This is a genomic window from Nocardia sp. 852002-20019_SCH5090214, from assembly GCF_001665865.1.
GTDB lineage: Bacteria > Actinomycetota > Actinomycetes > Mycobacteriales > Mycobacteriaceae > Nocardia > Nocardia nova.
On the sequence record NZ_LZMK01000422.1, the window covers coordinates 1 to 624 of the forward strand.

The following is a 624-nucleotide window of genomic DNA, read 5'->3' on the forward strand; positions in this document are numbered from 1 at the left end:
TGTTCTGGGCGAGCCCGGCGTGCCCGGAATGGACGGACGCGAAGGGACAGAAACGCTACTTCGACCAGAGCAACCAGTACCGGTTCGACGAGGAACTCGGCATCGTCGAGGATCCGGCGTCCGGGCGCAGCCGCGCGCTGGTCGAGCAGATTCCCCGGTATCTGCGTGCGATGGCCGCGCGCGGCAAGCCGGTGCTGGCCGGGGTGATGGAAAACGTCGTGCAGTGCTGGAAGTGGGACGACCGGCATCGGTGGCTGCGCGAGATCCAGGACCTCGGTTACGAGACCCGGGTCATCGCCCTGAATTCCGCGCACGTGCTGCCGCGCACCTGCCTGCCGGTGCCGCAGTCCCGCGACCGGCTCTACATCGCGTATTGGCTGAAATCGTTGGGGCGGCGGCCGGATTGGGACAAGTGGCTGCGCCCGAAGGCGTGGTGCGCGAGTTGCGAGCAGGTTGTGGACGCGATCCAGTCGTGGAAGAAGCCCGGCACGCAGATGGGCCGCTACGGCGTGCGTCACGGCCAGTATGTCTACCGGTGCCCGTCGAGGGCGTGCCGGTACGCGATCGCCGAGCCGATCACCACACCGGCGTCGGTGGCCATCGACTGGAGCCTGCCGCCCGGGG

Annotated in this window: 1 pseudogene; it reads left to right on the forward strand. The window is 68.4% G+C overall.

From position 1 onward, the window contains the following. Positions 1 to 624, forward strand: a pseudogene (locus tag A5780_RS41570) (DNA cytosine methyltransferase); the annotation flags it as partial.